Origin of the sequence: Endozoicomonas sp. ISHI1 (genome assembly GCF_024606225.1) — a bacterium.
GTDB lineage: Bacteria > Pseudomonadota > Gammaproteobacteria > Pseudomonadales > Endozoicomonadaceae > Endozoicomonas_A.
Window position 1 is genome coordinate 156,783 of sequence record NZ_JAGRPU010000002.1, and the last position, 15,496, is coordinate 172,278.

A 15,496-nucleotide genomic window follows, 5' to 3' on the forward strand; every position below is an offset into this window, starting at 1 on the left:
GGCCATTCACTTGAGGATCATTGGAGTTCAGAGCGAACCAGACCGTAAACGTATTGATCAAAGTAGTCTTCACCTTTGAAAATATGTTTTCTCAAGATACCTTCGAGTTGGAAGCCGCACTTTTCGAGTACTTTTCCAGACCCTTTGTTGTAATCAACCACATCGGCATAAATGCGGACAAGACCCAGCTCGTCCATGGCATACTGTGTGATACGGCTGAGAGCCTGAGTCATTACCCCTTTTCCCCAGTGGGATTCAGATAACCAATAGCCAATTTCAGCCGTAAAACGATGAACATCCACTTGGGTTACAAAGCCGATCTCACCAATGGCCTCCCCTTCATGATCGATCACAAAACGGGTATCAGCTTCATTTTCCTTCACATGCTGAATCCATGCTCTGGCATGCTCTATCGTATAAGGATGTGGAAAACTATCCCTGAGATTTTTGGCCACATTCCAGTTGTTGCCGTGACGTGAAAGTGATGGTGCATCACCGTAAAGAAAGCTTCTAACACAATATCCGTTACCCAGATCAAAACGCATATCCATTGCCTGACATGATCAATTCATCAGGTATTCAATCGGCAAAATACTGTGTGGCTAAAGAGGGGTATCAGAGCTGTCACTGCCCTTTTTTCATTTTATCGAGCATGGCATTGACAACGGCTCTAGCTTCATCCTGGGCATCGGGCATGGTATCAGGGTTAACATCTGGGGCAACACGCCATTCAATGACACGTTTGGCTAGTTTTCGAGCCAGAACGCCAACGATATCATCAAGGAACTTTTCGTCCAGCATGGGTGAATCCATAAACCGAAGGTGTACAAGAAGCTGCTCGGATTTACCTTCTTCTTTCATGTGGATGGCAAAATCGCCTGCGTCTGTTGTACTCTGACTGATGGTCAATGTGAAATGCTGTCCACTCATAACATTCTCCAAACATAACTAATCCAGTTGTCGGCGAAGCTATGGAGGGCTTTAAGGTGTGAACCCCCTGTTCTTACATAGATTGGAAATAATAATCCATGGTCTATAGAACAACTTCCATTTTGTCCCCTAACAAACTCTTTAACCTTTTTATCTACAATGAAATATGGTTATGGGCGATATAAATAAGGATAGACATTACCGCTCATCAGAATTTTCAACCCACAGGGAGAGAAGCATGATCACTAACCATGACGCAGAACCGATCCAACCTTCCAACCGCGGTCAAGTTGACCCAACCCAGCCAGTACAGCCAATTGATGCTGCTGAGGCAGAGCGCTTTGCTAATCTCAAAAAACAGGCAGAAATGGAAGAAGCTGAGACCAGTGAAGTGGAAGACGGCATGATCAGCCCGGAAGAGCTTCAGAGGCAGATCAGGGAGAACCTTTTCAAGAACGGCTTCAACAAGGCCATGGAGAAAGCCCGGGAAATATCTAAAGAGCTGAAAGAGGGCTAACCTGCAACTACTGTTATCACAAGTTTGACAACAGGTTAACCCTTTAGCCGTTTTTACTTCTTTTGATTATAAATATATTGATTCAAATAAATTACAATAGGACAAATAAGTCAAACATATTGGCTAAAGGCACCGCCAGAAATAAGCCTCAGGCCATTTAAGCAGGTAACCCCATAAACAATCAAACGTAAACTCAGACCTAATTGTCATACAGGGAGCAGTAGTATTTATGACAGGAACGTCGAGCAATGTTGTCACGCTACCGAGTTCAACAAAACTCTCTCAAGTGGGTGAAATAAACACCTCTCTCATCAATGCTTTCCAAAAATGGGTATTCCCTCCTGTCGATCATATTCTTACTGACCTGGCTCAGCATATCGTGGAGCTTTCTGATGCTGGCCAAAACAACGCTCAAATCATGCAGTTCATGGAAGCCAGGCAAAACCTGGAAAGATCAAAAAATCAGATCATACAATGCTTCCGGCAGGAGGCATTAAAACATTTCAATAATCTTGAAGAAGAGGACAATACACATGCCTCTGTTTCTCTGAGTGAGCTGTCATTGCTTGACAATGGCGATCTTGAGAAAAAGCTGGCGTGGCAATATGCCGCCAGTCAACTTAGCATAAATGACCAACTTCAACGCTTCAACAATATACAAAACAGGCTGTCTGGATTAATTCATCTTGAGCCAGAGAATAATCCACTAGGAGCTCAGAAGATTTGTGAGAGCTTCGCGCTAGCGCTGGTACCCGCTCAGCTGTCTTCAGACCTGACCCAGGAACTGCTTTTACAATTTGCTCTCAAGATAAAACCCGCTGTGATGGAGCTCTGGCATGAAGTAGACGAGTACCTTGATTCTATGGGGCTTGAAATCAGCATGCCAGCTACAAAAATTGCAGAAATACCAGAAGATGAACCCTTTTCAAAATCCAAACACATTCAAGTAGTACCAGAAGCCAATAGCAGAGAGGCTGCTCCCCAATATCGCTCAGAAGCGCCTGAACCTGAGACGACGTCAAAAACGGAGGATTCATCGCAAACCTGGAATGAAGCGTTCATGAATGAACTGGTAAACAGGCTGTTTTCCAGAGTAGAAGGACTACTACATACCCCGTCAGAGACTTCTAATGCAACGGTGAGTGGTGATGCCAGACTGTTTGCCAGCATCGAGCTAGCCAGTACACTGACATCCATACAGAAAGAGCTCTCGGGTCAACATGACTCTATCTTCAGTCTGGCAGAATCGATCAAGAGTGCCTTGAAGGACAAGGGTGTAAAACAAAAGCTCTCACCAAGGCACCGTGACCTTATCAACATGGTCGGCATGCTGTTCGAGTTTATTCTGGACGATCATGAGTTACCGGATGACGTTAAAAATCTGATTGGTTTACTTCAGATTCCTGTTTTGAAACTGACTTTACTGGAAGAAAGTTTTTTAACTGACCGTCGCCATGCGGCAAGAGAGTTACTCAATGACATGACCTCAGCCGGCATGCATACGACACTGGAACCAGAAACAGAAAAGCCTGTTATCGAGTTGATTGAAGAAACAGTCAAGTACATTATCAAACATTTCACCGAAGACCCTGACATATTTTCCAGCTGTCATAAAACATTCAACGATAAGCTACTTAAAATCAGGGATTCTTTAGACCAGAATCAAACTAGAACAGAGCCCAATCAGACTGAACCTGCAGAGGGTGAAGAGGCCATTAGTACGGAAGATATTGTTCTTGAAGCTCAGACAAGCAAGGTAAACTGTGAGTTTCAACTAATCATCTCCAATCTCATTTCTACCCGGCAATATACAGTGCCGGACTCAATGGAAAAGCTGGTTAATGAAGTTTGGTCTGATGTTCTGGAAACCGCTGGTATGAAGAGCACTGCTAATACCAATGATTCAGCTGACATTCCATGGTTCGATGCCATTAATACACTGGATATCTTGTTATGGAATCTACAACCAGAAAACCGTGATTCGGTCCCAGCTCAAGACTGGCTCCTATTAAAAACTATGTTGCTCGACCATCTCAACAAAACCGGTCATGACCCCTCTATCTTCACTGAATGGATGCATGATTTGACCACACTGATATCAATGCCTGTTGAACTCCCAATAGAAGAAGAATTTATTAATGTAACCCTCGAAGATTCAGCAGCAGAAGAAGAGCTTACAGAATCGGATACAGAAGAGATCGTACTTCAGAGTCAAAGGTTAGATCATCCTCACCTTGAATCAGACTTACTCATTCCCGAGGTCGTTGATACGACTCCAAAGGAAGACGGAGTCATCGAAAAAGATGTTCTGGAAGAGCATACCGGAGTAGAACTTAGCATAGGCCAGTGGGTTGAATTCATTGGCAAGCAGGATCATCATTTCCGTTGTAAACTCTCTTCTATTAATACAGTCTCCCATCGCTATACCTTCATTAATAGTTCTGGCATGAAAGTAGCCGAAATGTCTGGCTACGCAATCAAGTCCGGTATAGAAAATGAGCGCATTCGTATTATTGAAGATACTCAATTCTTCGACAAGGCTCTGCATGCTGTCATGAACAAATTCCTGAAGTTTTAGCATCTGTCGACGACACATAACCTGAATGTTTTCCCCAACTGATCCAGATACAAAGGAGGTATCCATTGATCGACCTTGGGAACCTGGAACAACTCACCGAAGACGATGCACCAATGATGCAGATGCTTCTGGATGAATTCCTCAACACCACAGAAGAGGATCTCAGGTCCTTGGATAAGGCAGTTGAAAACAGGACACACCGCGAGATCGCCAGTCTGGCACACCGAATAAAAGGCTCATCAATGATTGTGGGAGCCAATCAGCTGATACAGCTGACCAATGAGCTGGAAGAAGCGGGCAAACAGGCTGAGAATGAGAAGTTCGAATCATTACTCTCTGATATCAGGAAGTGTTATAGCAGCGTTTCTGAAGCTATCAAAAAGCTATGAAATCTAAAACTGTATATGTGTCATGTTACCTTTACTCAAGCCAGAAAGACACTGTCGGACAACCTCCAATATCGTCACTCCCAGAATCATTCCTATGACCTGATCAAGGTTGCATAAACACTGACTCATACCCCCTGCCTGTATAAGGCCGTCAGACTGGATGTGGTGAGAGTCTTTTATGGAGGTTTGATGAGAGTGATTTATCCGGTAGAGTAAGCGTCCTAACCCATAAACAGTACAACTCGAATGAGTCTGACCTCCACCCCAATATCAACACCCTCTCCCCAGAGTCTTGCCGAAGATCTGGCCAGATGTGCCCGGGGGGAACAAAAAGCCTTTAAACATCTTTATCAGCTGACTTCGTCGAAACTCTTTGCCTTGATCCTGCGTATATTGAAAGACAGAGAGCTTGCAGAAGATTGTCTTCAGCAGGTTTATATAAAGATCTGGCAGGCTTCCTCCAGCTATAACAGCAGCAAAGCTGCTCCCATGACCTGGATGAACACCATTGCCAGAAATCAGGCACTGGACCATCTGCGGAAACTGAACCGGGAGCCCCAGGTGGAAACGGAGGCGCTTGACCTGCAGGTCGACCAGAGTTCCAGTCAGGAACAAAAGATGACAGAAACACAGAACAGTCAGCAAGTCCACCGCTGTCTGAGAACTTTGAATGATAACCAGAGACGCTGTCTGGAACTCAGCTATTTTGATGGAATGACTCATCAGAATCTTTCTAACCAGCTGGAAGTTCCTATCGGAACAGTGAAAACGTGGATTCGACGTGGACTGATGAGGTTGAAGGAATGCATGACGACCGCTTAGATCTAAGCAATCCTGATGAAAGAAATCAGGCTGCAGCAGACTATGTGCTCGGCCTGCTGACGCCTGATGAAAAGGCTCAATTTGAAGTATTAATGGCTGTTAGTCACGATGTTCAGCGTGAAGTAGACGAGTGGCGAGAGTACCTGGATACTCTGAACGAGGCTCTGCCTCCTGTCGAGCCTCCCAAGCATATTTGGAAAAATATTGAGCAAGCTACCAACAATAAAGAATCATTCTGGAGCAGCCTGAAGTTCTGGCAAGGTTCCGCTTTTGCTTCGGTTGCCCTGGCTCTTATGGTGGCTCTGGCGAATTTTCAGTCGGTAAACCCGGCGAACATGGAATACGTTTATGTCGTCAACAACCAGAAAAAAAGCCCCGGGTGGATTCTTAACGCATCATTGGGCAGTAAAAAACTGGTTATGGAAACCGTTCAGCCTGATTCCATCCCTGAAGGGAAAGCCTGTGAACTCTGGTTGGTGGTGGATGGTGTAGAGCCTGTTTCTCTGGGAATGCTGCCTGAATCAGGTACAAAAGAGATGACGATACCCAAGGGATGGGCAGAGAAGCTTTCCAAAGCGAAAATTATTGTCACACTTGAAGACCAGAAGGGCGCACCCAACGGCTGGGACATGGGGCCTGTTCTGGATAAAGGTGACTGGAGCACTCGAACTTACTAACTTGTTTCGAGGCACTGCCTGACGGGGCAGTGCCTGATCTTCTAATTACCAGGGAATCAGGGCACCATCATAGTTAAAAAACTGCCCGGTATTTTCCGGCCCAAGCTGCTCAATCACAGAAATCAGCCCTTTTATGGAGGTTCGGGTATCAATCAAAGCATTGGGTCCGCCCATATCCGTCACAACCCAGCCCGGATGACAGATAGCCACACTGACCCCCTTATCAGATAGATCCTGCGCCATACTTTTGCCAACAGCATTCAATGCCGCTTTTGAGGAACGGTAGATATAGCTTCCACCGCTTGTGTTATCAGCAATACTCCCCATTTTGCTGGTCATCAATACAATCTTTGAACCTTGAGGCATCAGCTCAAACAGTTCCTGCACCAGCAAAACCGGTGCAATGGTGTTGACCTCCATGACCTTGTGCCACTCTTCAGATTCAACCTCGCCAAATTTCGCCCGCTGACCATAGATACCCGCATTATTAATCAGTATATCGATCTGCTCTCTCTGCAGCGTATGTTTAAGATTCATTCTCTGTGCGGGGTTGGTGACATCCAGAGGTACCGTTTCCAGTTTTTCGCTGTTCTGCTGCTTCAGGTTCAGCAAATCTTCTGCCGACTCTGGTGCCCGGCAGCAGGCATATACTTTGTAGCCTTTTTCCAAAAACTGCCTGCAATACTCCAGACCCAGACCCCGGTTTGCACCGGTCACCACCACCGTTTTAGTCATCACTTAACTCCTTATAGAGAGTGTCCAGACGAGCCAGATGCCGGGATCGTTCTGAACTCTCAAGAAAACTGGCATTGAAGCTGTTTCGTATCAATTGATAAACAGCCTGATCGTCCAACCCTAAGGCTTGCTGCGTAGCATGGAAATTATCGTTGATATAACCACCAAAATAGGAAGGATCATCAGAATTGACAGTGACACAAAGTCCTTTATCCAGCATCTGCTTCAGATTATGTTCTGACAAACTGTCAAATACACACAATTTGACATTCGAAAGGGGACACACTGTCAGGGGAATTTTGTTCTCAACCAGATACTGAACCAGACTCTCGTCATCCAAACATCGAACACCATGGTCAATCCGCAACACTTTAAGTGCATTCAAAGCTCCCCAGATGTAGTCTGCCGGACCCTCTTCTCCCGCATGAGCAACGGTCTTCAACCCAGCCTGTATGGCTTGGTCAAAGACCTCTGCAAACATCTCCGGAGGGTGCCCCAGCTCCGTTGAATCCAGACCCACACCGACCAGTCGCTGATGCCATGGTTTGGACATTTCAAAAGTATTCAGCGCTGCCTCAGCTCCTAAATGACGAAGAAAACACATAATAGTATGACTGCTGATACCCAACTGCTTTCTGCCATCCTGAAGAGCGGCATCCATTCCCTCAAACACAGTGCCAAACGGGATACCTCTGCCAGTGTGGGTCTGTGGATCAAAGAAAATCTCGGTATGAACTACATTGTCTTTTTGACAGCGCTCCAGATACGCCCAGGTCAAATCATAAAAATCCTGTTCGGTCTGTAGAACATTTGCACCAGCATAATAAATGTCCAGAAAGGATTGCAGGTTGGAAAACTGATAGGCGTCCCGGACTTCTTTAACGCTTTGGTAAGGCAGGCTGATTTCATTTCTTTCAGCCAGAGACAACATCAGTTCAGGTTCCAGGGTACCTTCAATATGCAGATGAAGTTCTGCCTTGGGTAACGAGTCAATCATGGAAGAATCTACCTTTTCATCTGTCATTAAAGATCGTCAGGAACTTGTTCTTTGAATGAATACTGCATTTCCACGTTAAAAAGAGCTATTCTTTCTAAAGATACTTATTATAACGCTCTGGCTGCAAGTCAGGCAGCGATATCAGGAAGGATGCTTTCGCTTTCAGGCGTCTTTTCCGGCAAAAAACCATGGAATGGCACTATGTCGAAGATTGATGGCTCAGGACAACCTCCCTCCCAAACACAATTTGAACCCAGCCGACCGCCTGTAAATCAGGGCAGTGGTGCTTCTGATGAAACGCAACCGAAGAAATATCTTTCAAAAGAGAAGCCGCTGTCAGGACCAGAAAAGAAATCGATTCTCTCCAGAGGCGTCAAATCAACGCCTTCAGAAGGTAAACTGGCACCTGCAGACTTGGGTATGATGCTGAAATTTTTTGAAAAAGGTGATTTGGTCGGTGCTCGGGAATCCATGGAACGTTTCATCAAGGATCTGAATCAACTCGATAAACTGATTTCTACCTTACCAAAAGATCAATCAGAGGGAGCCAAAAAATTGTTAGTCACCTTCGCTGGGCAGCTCACTGCTGACGATATTGTCAGTAAACTGGTGGTTTCAGACGTTTCACTGGAAGAACAGTTTGAACAAATCAGTGGCTACATGACCCAGCTGGGAACCTCAGAGAGCCCGGTCAGAACAATTGCCAAAATAAGGGCAGATGAGTACCTCAGTAACAGCAGTCTGGGACAGAACCAACTTCAGGAAATGACCAGACTCATGGAGGAGAAATGCCTCTTCTCTTTAAGTCAGACAGCCAACAAACTCGGATTAATGTTACAGGAAGGTGAGCTGACACCTGACCAGCAGAAAGCTGTGGAACAGCAGCTTCGTCAGATGCGCATCGAAATGTCGGCTTTTAACGGCACTTAGATATGATAAAAGCCGTCAAAGGCTGTCTGACGGCTTTTCTTGATCGGAAACCTCATTAAATCAGGACAGTACCAGAATCACAGTCACCACACTCAAAACCAGAGTAGCTCCATATAACATTACTTTAAGCCCTGCCCCCGGATGAACACCCAAATCATGCAGGCCGTGGTAAATACGGTGGATACAGGCCCAATAGGAAGGCACCAGGGCGACCAGAAGAACCAACTGTCCAATCAGATTATTCAAGAAGAAACCAGACATTCTTTCATAAGACAGTGCTTCTGCTGGAATCACGCCCAAAGATACCGCCAGAATCACCAGGATCGTAGCCGGGAAGAAAAAAGCGATTGTTGTTCCACCAGCGCCGAACAGGCTCCAAAGCAACGGCTCAATGTGTCTTTTCTGACTCATGACCATCTCCCTCAAAACAGCACAGCAGCAGCGAAAATAATGACAGAAACACCTGCCAGACCTGCATACATCAGTTTATTGACTACATGATCAGCCACCATCTTGCGAATCTGCTGAGGCAATACCCGTGGTGTCATATCAAAATAAGTGGCTGCATGAAACAGAGTCATCCCTAGCGTCACAACCGTGAACAGAATCATCAGAGGATTAGCCTGAAAAGAAAGCCAGCCCTCCCAGGCGTCTCCACCACGGGTCAGCTGAACAATACCAAAGAACAAGTTGATGCTGTATAGCGCATCAAACACACAGGTCGCTTCCCTGATCATGTAGGTGCGATAAAAAAGATGATCCATATACCAAGTGCGCTTCATAGGACGCACATAAGGACGACGACTCATCACTTACCTCCTTTACGCGGCATCAGGAAAGACAAAGCCCAATCCTGAGCACCATGCAACTTGTTCTGGTTGATAGCTGCAGCAGGATCGACATTCTTTGGGCAGACCTCTGAGCAATAGCCCACAAAGGTACAGGACCAAACACCGTTCTTGCTCTGAATCACTTCTGTGCGCTCATCATACCCGTCATCCCTTGTATCCAGATTGTAACGGTGTCCCAGTGCGATAACGGCTGGCCCGGTAAACAGTGGGTTAATCCCCATTTGTGGGCAGGCTGAGTAACAGAGCATGCAGTTAATGCAGCTGGAGAACTGCTTGTAAAGGCCCAGCTCTTTGGGTGTCTGCTTGTTTACACCTTCTGCAACCGGTTTTTCCATTGCATTAATAATATAAGGCTTCACAGACTCCAGTTTTTTGATGAAGTCTTCTGCATCCACCACCAGGTCACGCTCAATCGGGAAGTTGGCCAGTGGCTCTACCTTGATGGTGCTTTTGTAATCCCTCAGGAAGGTCTCACAGCCCAGCTTGGGCGTGCCATTAATGACCATGCCGCAGCTTCCGCAAACAGCCATCCGGCAAGACCAGCGATAGGCCAGAGAAGAGTCCAGTTCGTCCTTGATGTACTCAAGGGCATCCAGCACAGACCACTCTTCAAGAAAAGGAACCTCAAATCTACCGTAGCCGGGCTTCTCATCGCTTTCCGGGTTGTACCTCAGAATTTCGATGTTGATTGTCTTTTTACTCATTTACAGCCCTCCCGTCACTTTGCATCCGGCACCGCAGCACCCTTCTCAGCCGCTGCACCGTAAACACGCTCTTCTGGCTGATAACGAGTAATATTGACATCCTGATAGTCCAAACGGGGAGCTGAGTCACCGTTATAATATGCCAGAGTATGTTTCAGGAAGTTCTCGTCGTCACGATTGTCAAAACCATCAATTCGCTGATGAGCACCACGGGATTCCCTTCGATTCAGCGCTCCTACTGCAATGGTTTCAGCAACAGCCAGGGAGCTTTGCAGTTCAAAAGCCTGCAAGAGTTCAGTGTTAAAAACCTTGCTGCGGTCTTCAACCTGTAAATTACGAAAGCGCTCACGAAGCTCTGCAATCTTATCGACCCCTTCCTGCATCTCTTCGCCAATTCGGAAGATACCAAAGCAACGCTCCATAGTTTTCACCATCTCTTGACGAATGTGAGAAGCTTTTTCAGTGCCCTTCGCATTGCGCAGATTTTCGATGCTGGAGAGATGCATTTTCGCCTGATCCAACAGCTTTTTCTCATCAGGCATCACAGCCTGCTGAGCAAACCCGGCCGCTTTATCACCGGCCATTGCACCGAATACCACCGTTTCCGCCAGGGAATTTGAGCCCAAACGATTAGCACCGTGCATGCCAATGCTGGCGCATTCACCGGCAGCGTAGAGGCCTGGAATATCGGCCGCACAGTTGATATCGGTACGGATCCCCCCCATGGTGTAGTGAACCGCAGGACGAACCGGAACAGCCTGATGAACAGGATCAACACCTACATAGTTTTTAGCCAGTGAGCAGATCAGGGGCAGGCGCTCCATCAATTTCTTTTCACCCAGATGGCGAAGATCCAGCAGCACAGCATCACCAAGAGGAGTTTCAATGGTGTTGCCCTTACGCTGCTCATTCCAGAAAGCCTGGGAGAGCTTGTCACGCGGGCCCAGTTCCATGTATTTGTTCCTTGGCTGGCCCACCGGTGTTTCTGGCCCCAGACCGTAATCCTGAAGATAGCGATAGCCATGCTTATTGAGCAGAATGCCACCTTCGCCACGACAACCTTCGGTCATCAGAATGCCCGAACCGGGCAGACCGGTTGGATGGTATTGAACAAACTCCATATCTCTCAGTGGCGCCCCCGCTCTCATAGCCATACCATGACCATCACCGGTGACAATGGCGCCATTGGTATTGAAGCGGAATACACGACCAGAACCACCGGTTGCCAGAATCACGGATTTTGCCAGGAAAACCTTCGGCTCCCCTGTTTTTACTTCAATAGCAACCACACCCTGAACACGACCCTCTTCAACAATCAGATCGGTAGCAAAGTATTCGTCGAAACGTTCAATCGCAGGATATTTGACGGATGTCTGGTAAAGCGTGTGTAACATGTGGAAACCGGATTTGTCGGCAGCAAACCAGGTTCTCTCAATCTTCATGCCGCCAAAAGGACGTACGTTAACATCACCATTCGGCTTACGACTCCAGGGGCATCCCCAGTGCTCCAGACGAATCATTTCTTCTGTAGAGTTCTGAACAAAGTAATCGACAACATCCTGATCACAAAGCCAGTCGCCACCGGAAACGGTATCCTTGAAGTGATTCTCGAAAGAATCATGATCCTGAATAACGCCTGCTGCCCCCCCTTCTGCCGCCACGGTGTGACTGCGCATCGGGTATACTTTTGAGAGCAGTGCAATATTCAGGTTTGGGTCTTTTTCTGCAACCGCTATAGCAGCACGAAGTCCGGCACCACCAGCACCTACAATTGCAACATCGGTCTTGATGACCTGCATTTTATGCCAACCTCTACTGAAGGTCCGGTCTTTCAGCCTGGCAGCAGACTCCATCACAACCGGACAGGGTTAAGTGAAATCGTTGAAAGGAAACCTATTGGGAAATGTCTGGATACTGCCTATTGAGAGGATTTTCAGTGCTCACATTGAAAATCAGTATAGCTCTATTCAAGACCCTTACGGCTCATGCCATCGCAGTGGTCAGCCAAACCCGTTAACAAGTTAACGAGTTCAATATACTCACTAATAACATCTGAAGCAATCACGTGAAATCCCATAGATATGAGTATTCAACACATCCTGACTCTCACAGGGAAAAGTACAAATTCTGAACCATTTTCCTTCAAACAAAAACATTCAGAGAAATCAGTTTCTGAGCATGATGTGTAACAGACAGACATTTTCCTGTGGATAACGGTAAGCATCCCTGAGTCAGGGAGTGAGAAAAAAACTATAGAAGATTATATTTTCAAATATGAGTCACGATCATTGTGTCTCATCGAACATGGAGTGATCATTGGTAATACTGTTTACAGCTTCAGAATTAATTCTTTCAAAACGTTTTTGTAGTGCCTTGATCTGCAGATCCACGCTGGCATCAACCACCCCAACATCACTCTCCATGATACAATCCCCCGTAGACAGACGCTGATCCGAAACCAGGTTGATAAAGCCTACACCTTTGTATTCCGCCAGTATTTCATTAAGCCTTGCTTTAACCATCTTGAATTGACTGGGCGGGATACGAATGGTGACTTGCTTTTCATTTCTGACGTGCTGTAGTGCATTTTTTACCAGACTTACGGCAAGCTCTTCCTGATCATATTCACCAATTATTTTTTTAATCCCCGACATTAAAATATCAGCCAGAGCTTTCTCCACCTCTGAGAGATAGTTTATGGTTCGGCTGACGACCTTAAGCATTTGCTCAGCCTGATCAACCTTACTTTCTGCTAACCCTTCTTCAAAACCTCTTTGCTTTTCCTTCTCATAGGCCTGACGAGACTGCTCCAGTATTTCTCTGGCATGATCCCGGGCTTTCTTGATAATGTCTTTAGACTCAAGATAGTCTGCATAATCTTGTGTTTTCAGGACTTTCGCTGACGGGTCAATCGTCAACTGTCCGGAAGTCAGACGAACAGGTGACGCCATTCTCTATTCACCTCTTTATGTGCTTTAACGACCAGTGTCTTGCACTGATTGATATCCAGGTCCGACCTCTCTGAACTCCGGATAGTATCGCGAAATGAAACAGGCAGTTTTAATTCCAGCCTTTTGATAAAGGCAGGAGGACTGTCTGAGAAAGCCCTTCCGAGCACCTGAAAACCAGATTGCATAAGATAACGTTTAAAACTATCAAGATGATCCCAGTCAATCAAAAAACTTGGTCCCAGATCACTTCCGATGCGACTGAAAAACTGCGCCTTTTTAACAGCAAAACGAAACCCATCCTCTCCCAGTGTTTTCTTTAGCAACAGTCTTTCCTGCTTACGAAGGGTATTTCGAATAACGCTTTCGTTTAGAATAATACCCAAATAAAAAGCCAGCTTTGTAATGGCTTCTTCGTTCGCCAGGGCTACTCTTTTGTGCTTTTCATCAAAGTCGTAATCATAGTCATTGCTCAGATCAAACTCTTTTAGTAAAAAATGAGACAGATGGTAATCTGCATTACCGGCTTTTCTGAGCTGTTTGACCAGTGGTGATAACTTGATGGTTTTCAACCAGCTGTGATGAATAAAGCGCACTAAGTACAGGTTAAATTCAGCAACGGACTGAAACAGCTCTAATTGTGGGTCTTCCTCGGGGTATCGCTGCTCTGCGTTCATTAACTCTTCCTGACTTTTTTCTTGCCTTTCTTCATGAACATCATCCAGTACAGTGCTCCACAACCGGCCAGTGCCACGATCAAGAGAAACAGGAGTCCGTAGACAACGCCCCTCAAAGCACCGGCGGAAGAAGGATTCACTTTAACGAAAAAAACCGATTCCATTTTGGGCGCGGCACTGCTCCCCTGATTAATGCGAGTAGCAGGAAAGAGAGAAACCGTGATTTTATCAAGAGACAGGCCTTCAATACTGTTAGACACCAGTGTTTTCACCTTTGGAATGAAGCCAGCCAGCTCCAGTTCTGGTGTGTACTTGATAAACACAGAGGCTGAGGAAGGGTAATTGACATCACTCAGAGAATCCTGCTCCTGAGGCAGGACAACATGGACACGAGCGGTGATAACACCATCAATCATGGATAATGTTGATGAAAGCTCTTGTGACATGGAATAGGTATAACGAGCTCTCTCTTCAGTGGGTGAAGAGATCAGACCGTCTTTTGGAAAAATATCACCAATTGAAGAGTATTTCTCCTTGGGGTATCCGTAACCACGAAGCAACTTGATGGATCTTGAAACTTCCTCAGATGGCACCATCAGGGTCACCATCTTGTCCTTATTGATAAGCTTTTCCGCAGGTATTTCGCCATCCAACAGGATGGCCAGCATGTCATTGCCTTCCTTTTCAGAAAGGCCAGAATAGAGCTCAACCTGACACCCTGACAGCAGAAAGCTGAGGCAGATGAATCCCAGGTATTTCAGAGTACGGTGCACAGTTCCCTTGCTCATGAACGGGTAACTCCGGCTGTATTTCTGGATTCAAAATAACCAGACGGCTGTGCACCTGCTTCAGGATTTTGTCAGGAATTATTGATTACGCAGCAGAGTATCAAACGTCTGAGTACTCTTACTGACAATCTTCCCTATGTAATCCTCGGTGACCATCAGGTTGGTCATGGCCATCTGGGTTTTAAACATGTCCTGCATGGTCATCGTTTCACCAGGCTGCAGGTTAGAAACGACATTTTCCTTACCTGCTTCAACATGCTCTTTCAATCCCTGCATACCTCTGAGAATCTTATCTCCCAGAGTCAAGGCTTCCCCATCAGGTTGTCCAACTGCTGAAGCAGCTTGTATTGCCTGCTGTCCATCGGCATCACCCGAAAGCAAGCTGCCAAATTTTTCTGCCGCACCTGCATCCACTTTCTCCGGAACGGCAAACGTTTCGGCAGATTCAAGCGCTTTCTCTGTCAGGCCTTCTGAGTTGATAATATTTTCGGCCATATAGCAGACCTCTTGAGTTGGTCTCCGTTTTCAGCAGGCTGGGCCTGCCACCCTGCAACCTCAAGCAGCAAGCTGCTCAGATTGTCTTACTATTGTTTCGATGGCACTTTCAACAGTTGGACGGGAGAACTGTTCATTATTGAGATGAATCAACCAGACCAGTTCCTCTTCTCCTTTCAGCCCTGCCTGCAATGGCAGCGCAAGAGACTGGGTGTAATGACATTTTCTTAGCGCATGAACCAGGCTTTTGCAGGCATCAAATCGGGACAACCCCTGAACCATGTAAATAAGAACACCCTCTTCCTGTGTCTCCAGATACAGCGTCTTTTCAGATTCAAACTCAATGCTGATCACTCCGGATGTGCCAAAACTGAGCCCGTCAATACCTACTCCCCGGCCAATATCCGAAACCACTTCATCGCGCCAATCCATAGCCTGCTTCCCTCATGCTATCCCGC

General features: G+C 46.3%; 19 protein-coding genes. 6 read left to right on the top strand and 13 right to left on the bottom strand.

Going from position 1 to position 15,496, the window contains the following annotated elements:
* Nucleotides 1–17: 17 nt before the first annotated feature.
* Entirely contained in the window at nucleotides 18–545 is a 528-nt protein-coding gene (locus KBW69_RS02760; RefSeq protein WP_257255532.1) for a GNAT family N-acetyltransferase, read from the bottom strand.
* A 79-nt stretch (nucleotides 546–624) separates the two neighbouring features.
* Nucleotides 625–930 carry a hypothetical protein gene (locus KBW69_RS02765; protein ID WP_257255530.1) on the bottom strand — a complete coding sequence of 102 codons (306 nt, stop codon included), beginning with the start codon at nucleotides 928–930 and terminating at the stop codon, nucleotides 625–627.
* Nucleotides 931–1,168: 238 nt separating this feature from the next.
* Here KBW69_RS02765 and KBW69_RS02770 point away from each other — a divergent pair, with 238 nt between their 5' ends.
* From KBW69_RS02770 to KBW69_RS02790, 5 genes are all read left to right on the top strand, one after another.
* Complete coding sequence (locus tag KBW69_RS02770) at nucleotides 1,169–1,447, top strand: hypothetical protein (RefSeq protein WP_257255529.1); 279 nt, start codon at nucleotides 1,169–1,171, stop codon at nucleotides 1,445–1,447.
* Nucleotides 1,448–1,676: 229 nt separating this feature from the next.
* Nucleotides 1,677–4,025 (top strand): DUF1631 domain-containing protein, encoded by a 2,349-nt coding sequence (locus KBW69_RS02775; protein WP_257279831.1) that lies wholly within the window; start codon nucleotides 1,677–1,679, stop codon nucleotides 4,023–4,025.
* Between the two features lie 65 nt (nucleotides 4,026–4,090).
* Complete coding sequence (locus tag KBW69_RS02780; protein ID WP_257279832.1) at nucleotides 4,091–4,414, top strand: Hpt domain-containing protein; 324 nt, start codon at nucleotides 4,091–4,093, stop codon at nucleotides 4,412–4,414.
* Nucleotides 4,415–4,660: 246 nt separating this feature from the next.
* Entirely contained in the window at nucleotides 4,661–5,236 is a 576-nt protein-coding gene (locus KBW69_RS02785) for an RNA polymerase sigma factor (RefSeq protein WP_257279834.1), read from the top strand.
* A complete protein-coding gene (locus tag KBW69_RS02790) occupies nucleotides 5,218–5,913 on the top strand; it encodes an anti-sigma factor domain-containing protein (protein WP_257255525.1) in 696 nt (231 codons plus the stop codon). The genes KBW69_RS02785 and KBW69_RS02790 overlap by 19 nt, the downstream gene beginning before the upstream one ends.
* Before the next feature lie 45 nt (nucleotides 5,914–5,958).
* Here KBW69_RS02790 and KBW69_RS02795 read toward each other — a convergent pair whose 3' ends face one another.
* Nucleotides 5,959–6,648 carry an SDR family oxidoreductase gene (locus tag KBW69_RS02795; protein ID WP_257255524.1) on the bottom strand — a complete coding sequence of 230 codons (690 nt, stop codon included), beginning with the start codon at nucleotides 6,646–6,648 and terminating at the stop codon, nucleotides 5,959–5,961.
* On the bottom strand, nucleotides 6,641–7,645 hold the full coding sequence (locus KBW69_RS02800) for an adenosine deaminase (protein ID WP_257255523.1): 1,005 nt from the start codon (nucleotides 7,643–7,645) through the stop codon (nucleotides 6,641–6,643). Before KBW69_RS02800 ends, KBW69_RS02795 begins: the two co-directional genes overlap by 8 nt.
* 51 nt (nucleotides 7,646–7,696) lie before the next feature.
* Here KBW69_RS02800 and KBW69_RS02805 point away from each other — a divergent pair, with 51 nt between their 5' ends.
* On the top strand, nucleotides 7,697–8,575 hold the full coding sequence (locus KBW69_RS02805) for a hypothetical protein (protein ID WP_257255522.1): 879 nt from the start codon (nucleotides 7,697–7,699) through the stop codon (nucleotides 8,573–8,575).
* A 60-nt stretch (nucleotides 8,576–8,635) separates the two neighbouring features.
* On the opposite strand, the gene frdD is transcribed toward KBW69_RS02805, so the two are convergent.
* The 9 genes from frdD to KBW69_RS02850 form a co-directional block, all read right to left on the bottom strand.
* The gene (gene frdD / locus KBW69_RS02810) at nucleotides 8,636–8,986 is read right to left on the bottom strand and encodes a fumarate reductase subunit FrdD (protein ID WP_257255521.1); all 351 of its coding nucleotides are present in this window, start codon (nucleotides 8,984–8,986) and stop codon (nucleotides 8,636–8,638) included.
* An 11-nt stretch (nucleotides 8,987–8,997) separates the two neighbouring features.
* Nucleotides 8,998–9,384: a hypothetical protein gene (locus KBW69_RS02815; protein ID WP_257255520.1), complete on the bottom strand. Its 387-nt coding sequence runs from the start codon at nucleotides 9,382–9,384 to the stop codon at nucleotides 8,998–9,000.
* Nucleotides 9,384–10,130 carry a succinate dehydrogenase/fumarate reductase iron-sulfur subunit gene (locus KBW69_RS02820; RefSeq protein WP_257279835.1) on the bottom strand — a complete coding sequence of 249 codons (747 nt, stop codon included), beginning with the start codon at nucleotides 10,128–10,130 and terminating at the stop codon, nucleotides 9,384–9,386. Before KBW69_RS02820 ends, KBW69_RS02815 begins: the two co-directional genes overlap by 1 nt.
* A 14-nt stretch (nucleotides 10,131–10,144) precedes the next feature.
* Nucleotides 10,145–11,929 carry a fumarate reductase (quinol) flavoprotein subunit gene (gene frdA, locus KBW69_RS02825; protein ID WP_257279836.1) on the bottom strand — a complete coding sequence of 595 codons (1,785 nt, stop codon included), beginning with the start codon at nucleotides 11,927–11,929 and terminating at the stop codon, nucleotides 10,145–10,147.
* A 486-nt stretch (nucleotides 11,930–12,415) separates the two neighbouring features.
* Nucleotides 12,416–13,081: an HrpE/YscL family type III secretion apparatus protein gene (locus tag KBW69_RS02830; RefSeq protein ID WP_257279837.1), complete on the bottom strand. Its 666-nt coding sequence runs from the start codon at nucleotides 13,079–13,081 to the stop codon at nucleotides 12,416–12,418.
* Nucleotides 13,060–13,755, bottom strand: a complete 696-nt coding sequence (locus KBW69_RS02835; RefSeq protein WP_257279838.1) for a Yop proteins translocation protein K — start codon at nucleotides 13,753–13,755, stop codon at nucleotides 13,060–13,062. Before KBW69_RS02835 ends, KBW69_RS02830 begins: the two co-directional genes overlap by 22 nt.
* Nucleotides 13,755–14,543 carry a type III secretion system inner membrane ring lipoprotein SctJ gene (sctJ, locus tag KBW69_RS02840; RefSeq protein WP_257279839.1) on the bottom strand — a complete coding sequence of 263 codons (789 nt, stop codon included), beginning with the start codon at nucleotides 14,541–14,543 and terminating at the stop codon, nucleotides 13,755–13,757. The genes KBW69_RS02835 and sctJ overlap by 1 nt, the downstream gene beginning before the upstream one ends.
* 78 nt (nucleotides 14,544–14,621) lie before the next feature.
* On the bottom strand, nucleotides 14,622–15,038 hold the full coding sequence (locus KBW69_RS02845; protein WP_257279840.1) for an EscI/YscI/HrpB family type III secretion system inner rod protein: 417 nt from the start codon (nucleotides 15,036–15,038) through the stop codon (nucleotides 14,622–14,624).
* 60 nt (nucleotides 15,039–15,098) lie between these two features.
* The gene (locus tag KBW69_RS02850; protein WP_257279841.1) at nucleotides 15,099–15,470 is read right to left on the bottom strand and encodes a hypothetical protein; all 372 of its coding nucleotides are present in this window, start codon (nucleotides 15,468–15,470) and stop codon (nucleotides 15,099–15,101) included.
* Nucleotides 15,471–15,496 lie beyond the last annotated feature (26 nt).